6 protein-coding genes are annotated in these 6,286 nt (G+C 71.9%); 5 read left to right on the plus strand and 1 reads right to left on the minus strand.

All coding sequences use genetic code 11. The features are described 5' to 3' along the window. The first annotated feature begins 109 nt into the window (after positions 1 to 109). The 3 genes from mmpB (at position 110) to ACWD4B_RS34870 (ending at position 2,543) form a co-directional block, all read left to right on the plus strand. A complete protein-coding gene (mmpB, locus tag ACWD4B_RS34860; RefSeq protein WP_451424533.1) occupies positions 110 to 238 on the plus strand; it encodes a morphogenic membrane protein MmpB in 129 nt (42 codons plus the stop codon). 123 nt (positions 239 to 361) lie between these two features. Beyond that, on the plus strand, positions 362 to 1,816 hold the full coding sequence (locus tag ACWD4B_RS34865) for a peptidoglycan D,D-transpeptidase FtsI family protein (RefSeq protein WP_451424534.1): 1,455 nt from the start codon (positions 362 to 364) through the stop codon (positions 1,814 to 1,816). Positions 1,817 to 1,937: 121 nt separating this feature from the next. Next, positions 1,938 to 2,543, plus strand: coding sequence for a Maf family protein (locus tag ACWD4B_RS34870; protein ID WP_451424535.1), 606 nt, complete (start codon positions 1,938 to 1,940; stop codon positions 2,541 to 2,543). A gap of 15 nt (positions 2,544 to 2,558) precedes the next feature. Here the strand turns inward: ACWD4B_RS34870 and ACWD4B_RS34875 are convergent, their stop codons facing one another. Beyond that, positions 2,559 to 3,104, minus strand: coding sequence for a hypothetical protein (locus tag ACWD4B_RS34875; RefSeq protein WP_451424536.1), 546 nt, complete (start codon positions 3,102 to 3,104; stop codon positions 2,559 to 2,561). A 257-nt stretch (positions 3,105 to 3,361) separates the two neighbouring features. Between ACWD4B_RS34875 and ACWD4B_RS34880 the strand changes: the two genes are divergently transcribed. Together ACWD4B_RS34880 and ACWD4B_RS34885 are read left to right on the plus strand one after the other, a co-directional pair. Next, entirely contained in the window at positions 3,362 to 4,081 is a 720-nt protein-coding gene (locus tag ACWD4B_RS34880) for an IclR family transcriptional regulator (protein WP_451424537.1), read from the plus strand. 370 nt (positions 4,082 to 4,451) lie between these two features. Further along, complete coding sequence (locus ACWD4B_RS34885; RefSeq protein ID WP_451424538.1) at positions 4,452 to 6,209, plus strand: acetyl/propionyl/methylcrotonyl-CoA carboxylase subunit alpha; 1,758 nt, start codon at positions 4,452 to 4,454, stop codon at positions 6,207 to 6,209. The last annotated feature ends 77 nt before the right edge of the window (positions 6,210 to 6,286 follow it).

The raw sequence follows: 6,286 nt of genomic DNA on the forward strand, positions 1-6,286 counted from the left end.
CGCGCCGAAGCTCTGGCTGATCACGTCGCCGACGCCGCGGTCGATCATGGCCTTCTCGGCGTCCATCATCTCCGGCAGACCGGTGGTGCCCTCGGCGGAGCATGGGGGCATGCTCTGGTCCGACCCGCCCGACGACTCCCCCGACGACCTGCGCGAGGTGCAGCGGATGCTGCGCCGTGCCGGGGTGATGCTGGCGGTCGGCGTGGTGGTCCTGTTCGTCGTCCTGGGCATGCCATAACCCCGCCGCACCCCTGGTCTCCTGCGTCACAGACACACCACAGGTTTGCCCCACCAGGAACTACATTCGCCCGATTCGCGTCAACCCCAGTGATATGCCGCGAACCGGGGAGTCCGTCACACCATGAACAAGCCTGTCCGCCATATAGCGATCTTCAGCGGGGTGCTGGTGCTCGCGCTGCTGGTCCGTGCCACCTGGGTGCAGTTCGTCCGCAGCAACGAGCTCTCCACCAACGAACACAACCGGCGCGTCGCCATGGCGAACTTCGCACAGCCCCGCGGCAACATCATCGTCGGCGGACAGCCGATCACCGGATCCACCGAGACCGGGACCGACCTCAAGTACAAGCGCACGTTCAAGGACGGCAAGATGTACGCCCCGGTCACCGGCTTCTTCTCGCAGGGGTACGGCAGCACCCAGCTCGAGAACCTCAACAACAAGCTGCTCAACGGCAGCGACGACCGGCTCTTCCTGCAGCGCACGAGCAACATGCTCACCGGGAAGAAGAACCAGGGCGGCGACGTCGTCACGACGATCGATCCCAAGGCCCAGAAGGCCGCCTACGAGGGGCTCGGCGACAAGAAGGGCGCCGTCGTCGCCCTCGACCCGCGCACCGGCAAGATCCTCGCGCTCGCCTCCACGCCCTCGTACGACCCGTCGGTCTTCGCAGGCCAGTCCGCCAAGGACAAGGCGGCCTGGGAGGAACTGGAGAAGGACAAGGACAAGCCGACCCTCAACCGGGCCCTGAAGGAGGTCTACCCGCCCGGCTCGACCTTCAAGATCGTGACGGCGACGGCGGCCCTGGAGAACGGCCTCTACACCGACATCAACGCGAGCACCGACTCGCCGGACCCGTGGACCATGCCCGGCACCCGCACGGTCCTGCCCAACCAGAACCCCACCGCGCCCTGCAAGAACGCCAGCCTCGACGTGGCCATGCAGCACTCCTGCAACAACGTCTACGGCAAGGCCAGTTCGGACCTCGGCAGGGAGAAGATGCGGGAGACGGCCGAGAGGTTCGGCTTCAACAACCCCAAGGTCGACACCCCCGTCCGGGCCGCGAAGAGCACCTTCCCGGACAACATCAACTCCTCGCAGACCGCCCTCGCCGGCATCGGCCAGGGCAGCCTGACCGCCACCCCGCTCCAGGTCGCCATGATGACGGCCGCGATCGCCAACGACGGCAAGCTGATGAAGCCGTACATGGTCGAGGAGCTGCGCAGCCCGGACCTGTCGACGATCGAGAAGCACAAGCCGGAGCAGCTGTCCCAGGCGGCCTCGCCCGAGATCGCGAAGAAGGTCCAGCAGATGATGGAGGACACCGCCACCAAGGGCACCGGCAAGGCCGCCCTCATCGACGGCGTCACCGTGGGCGGCAAGACCGGCACCGCCGAGCGCGGCGCGAAGCAGAAGAACCTCGCCTGGTTCATCTCCTACGCCAAGACCGCGGAGGGCTCGCCCGTCGCCGTCGCCGTGATGATCGACCCCGACGACAGCGTGCCGGACGACCAGATCTCCGGCGGCAAGCTCGCGGGCCCCATCGCCAAGAAGGTCATGCAGGCGGTCCTGGACAAGTAGGCCGGCGCCCGCGATCGCGCCCCGTCCAGCGCCCCGTCAGGGGCGCGGGGAACTGCGCGAGCAACCACAGCCGACCCGCAGCCGAATCCCGGCCCTCAGCCGACCGCCTAGGCTGATCGGTATGACCGAACCCGCACGCCGCCTCGTCCTCGCCTCCGCATCCCCGGCAAGGCTCGGCCTGCTGCGCCAGGCCGGCCTCGCACCGGAGGTGATCGTCAGCGGGGTGGACGAGGACGCCCTGGACGCCCCCACCCCCGCCGAGCTGGCCCTGGTGCTGGCGGAGGCCAAGGCCGCGGCCGTGGCCGCCCGGCCGGACGCCGCCGGGGCCCTGGTGATCGGCTGCGACTCGGTCCTGGAGCTGGACGGCCAGGCCCTCGGCAAGCCGGCCGACGCCGAGGAGGCGACGGCCCGTTGGAAGTCGATGCGCGGCCGCTCCGGCGAGCTGCGGACCGGCCACTGCGTCATCGACACGGCCACCGGCCGCCGGGCCTCGGCGACGGCCTCGACCACGGTGCGCTTCGGCGAGCCGGACGACGCGGAGATCGCCGCCTACGTGGCCTCCGGCGAGCCGCTCCACGTCGCGGGGGCCTTCACGCTCGACGGCCGCTCGGCGCCGTTCGTCGACGGCATCGACGGGGACCCGGGCAATGTGATCGGCCTGTCCCTTCCCCTGCTGCGCCGGCTGCTCGCCGAGCTGGGGGTGTCGATCACGGACCTGTGGGTCTGATGCCGCCCCGTCCCGCTACAGCGGGAGCTCCTGGGTCACGCGGTTGAGCTGGCCCAGCTGGTTGAGCTGGTCGAGCTTGCCGAGCTGGTTGACGGCGCCGGGGTAGATGCTCGTCTCGGGCTGGCCCGGCTGCTGGACCTGGTCCGGCGCCGGCGCCGTGACGGGCCCGGCGTGCGAGCTCGGCGCCATCCGGCCGCCCGACGGCTTGCCGGGGGCCGCCTTACCGGCGGGCGCGGCCTTGCCCGTGGGGGCACCCTTCGCGGCGGGAGCGCTCTTCCCTGCCGGAGCCGCCTTCCCCATCGGCGCCTTCGCGGCGGGCGCGACCTTCGCCGCCGGCGCCTGCCGGTCCGCCGGTGCGGCCTGCCCGGACGTCGCCGTCCTCCCGCCCTCGGCCGCCAGCCGATCGACCGCCTTGGCCGGCTTCGCCGCCGGCTGGGCATCCGGCGCGCTTCTCGGCGGCGGCACCGGCGCGGGCGCGGACGGTGTGGCGGATGCGGTGGCGGAGGTCACGGAGAGGGCTGCGCCGGCGAGAGCGGCGGCTGCGGCAATGCGCTTGATCATGACTTCATCAACGATGTCATGGCATTTCGGTCACCCTTCGCTGCGCCGCCCGAGGGCGGCGACCCCCAACACCCGCCGCCCGCAAGGACGGTGTCGCACCGCACGCGAATTCCGCGCACCCGCCCGGGACTTCGCGCGCACATCCGCACGTCCGCCGGCACCCTCCGATGTGCGACGCTGGCAAAACCCGGAAACCCTGGCAAACCCTGGGACCCTGGAAAACTCCGCCCCGCACCCCCGCCCCGGAAAGGATCACCGTGCTGCAGTCCGTGGACCGCGCCCTGGACGTCCTGGACGCCGTCGCCGCCTCCGCGGACCCGGTGCCCGCCAAGGCCCTCGCCCGCCGGCTGGGCTGCGGGCTGTCCACGGTGTACGAGCTGCTCGGCACCCTCACCGCGCGCGGGCACCTGGTCCGTACGCCCACGGGCTACGCGCTCGGCTACCGCATGCCCGCCCTGCACCACGCCTTCCAGCGGCAGATGCAGGTGAGCGACGAGGTACAGGAGTTGCTGGTGCGCATGCGCAAGGCCGTCGGAACGGACACCTACTTCAGCGCCTACCGGGACGGCGACATCGCCGTGCTCGCCGGCACGGCCGCCGCCCACCCGGCCACGGGCGGCTTCTCCGTGGGCCACGACGCCGTCCCGCACGCCACGGCCCACGGCAAGGTCCTGCTGGCCGCCCTGCCCCGGGCCGCCCGGCTGCGCCGGCTCACGGCCTCGGGGATGCCCGCCGTCACCCCGCGCACGATCACCTCCCCGGAGCTGCTGGACGTGCAGCTGCGCCGGGTGCGGCAGGAGGGGGTCGCGGTGGAGGTCGAGGAGTGCGCGGCCGGAGTGGCCTGTGTGGCCGTGCCGGTGCCCGGGGCACTGCGGGCGGTGTCGGCGGCGCTGCCCGTGGAGGAGTTCCGCCGGCACGGCCGACGGGTCACGGAGGCCCTGCGCCATGTCGCGGCGGAGGCGGCCAAGTTGGCCTGAGTCGGCCCGAAAGCCGGTCCGAAAGTCGACCCCGGCACCGCCCCGGCCGTCGCGTCCTGCCCGGATAACCGCGCCTACTCATGGGTAAGCAAGAAACCAGAGGGCTCCCCGGGCGCAAACTTTGCTTCACCCGTTCGTAGGGACTCCACAAAGAAACCGCCCCCCGGGCGCCACGCGATCATGGAGATCCAGACCACACCGGCACGCCGCCTCAGCCGCCCGAACGCGGCGTACCGTGGAGGTTCTGGGGACTTCGGTCCGCACACGGCTCCCGCCTCACGCTCCGTGTGGGCAAGCTCACCCCGGAAGTCGGGTCGGCACAGAGTGTGCCCAGTACCTAAACTCACCTTGTTTCAAGGAGGGAGCCATCGTGCGCAAGGTGCTCATCGCCAACCGTGGCGAAATCGCTGTCCGCGTCGCTCGTGCATGCCGGGACGCCGGAATCGGGAGTGTGGCCGTCTACGCCGACCCCGACCGTGACGCGCTGCATGTCCGTGCGGCCGACGAGGCGTACGCGCTGGGCGGTGACACCCCGGCGACGAGCTACCTGGACATGGCCAAGGTCCTGGCCGCGGCCGCCGAGTCCGGTGCCGACGCCGTTCACCCCGGATACGGGTTCCTGTCCGAGAACGCGGAGTTCGCCCAGGCCGTCATCGACGCCGGGCTGACCTGGATCGGCCCGCCGCCCCAGGCGATCCGCGACCTGGGCGACAAGGTGGCGGCCCGTCACATCGCCCAGCGCGCCGGCGCCCCGCTGGTGGCCGGCACCCCCGACCCCGTCTCCGGGGCCGAGGAGGTCGTGGCCTTCGCCGAGGAGCACGGCCTGCCGATCGCCATCAAGGCCGCCTTCGGCGGCGGCGGCCGCGGCCTGAAGGTCGCCCGCACCCTCGAAGAGGTCCCCGAACTCTACGACTCCGCCGTGCGCGAGGCCGTGGCCGCGTTCGGCCGGGGCGAGTGCTTCGTCGAGCGCTACCTCGACCGCCCCCGGCACGTCGAGACCCAGTGCCTGGCCGACAAGCACGGCAACGTGGTCGTCGTCTCCACCCGTGACTGCTCGCTGCAGCGCCGCCACCAGAAGCTGGTGGAGGAGGCCCCGGCCCCGTTCCTGACGGACGAGCAGAACGCCGAGCTGTACCGCGCCTCCAAGGCGATCCTCAAGGAGGCCGGCTACGAGGGCGCGGGCACCTGCGAGTTCCTCGTCGGCCAGGACGGCACCATCTCCTTCCTCGAGGTCAACACCCGCCTCCAGGTCGAGCACCCGGTCACCGAAGAGGTCACCGGCCTGGACCTGGTGCGCGAGATGTTCCGCATCGCCGACGGCGAGGAACTCGGCTACGACGACCCGGCGGTGCGCGGCCACTCCTTCGAGTTCCGCATCAACGGCGAGGACCCCGGCCGCAACTTCCTGCCCGCCCCGGGCACCGTCACCCGGTTCGCGGCCCCGGCCGGCCCCGGCGTGCGGCTGGACGCGGGCGTGGAGTCCGGCTCGGTCATCGGCCCGGCCTGGGACTCCCTGCTGGCCAAGCTGATCGTCACCGGCGCCACGCGTGAGCAGGCCCTGCAGCGCGCGGCCCGCGCCCTGGCGGAGTTCCAGGTGGAGGGCATGGCCACGGCCATCCCGTTCCACCGGGCCGTGGTCACCGACCCCGCCTTCACCTCCGACCCGTTCCGCGTCCACACCCGCTGGATCGAGACGGAGTTCGCCAACACCGTCCAGCCCTTCGCCGGCGGTGCCGCCGCCGAGGAGGACGAGGAGCTGCCCGGCCGCGAGACCGTGGTCGTGGAGGTCGGCGGCAAGCGCCTGGAGGTCTCCCTCCCCGCCTCCCTGGGCATGACCATCGCCCGCACCGCCGCGGCCGGGGGCGCCAAGCCCAAGCGCCGCGCGGCGCGGAAGTCCTCCTCCGCCGCCTCGGGCGACTCCCTCGCCTCCCCGATGCAGGGCACGATCGTCAAGGTCGCGGTCGAGGAGGGCCAGGAGGTCAACGAGGGCGATCTGATCGTCGTCCTCGAAGCGATGAAGATGGAACAGCCGCTCAACGCCCACAAGTCCGGCACGGTCAAGGGCATCACCGCCGAGGTCGGCGCCTCGGTCTCCTCCGGCGCCGTCATCTGCGAGATCAAGGACTGACGCGGTTCCGCCGGACGCAGTTCCCCGCGCCCCGCGCCCGGGGCGCGGGACCTCGCCCCCCACCCCAACCAAAATAA

Source organism: Streptomyces sp. NPDC002536, from assembly GCF_053594995.1.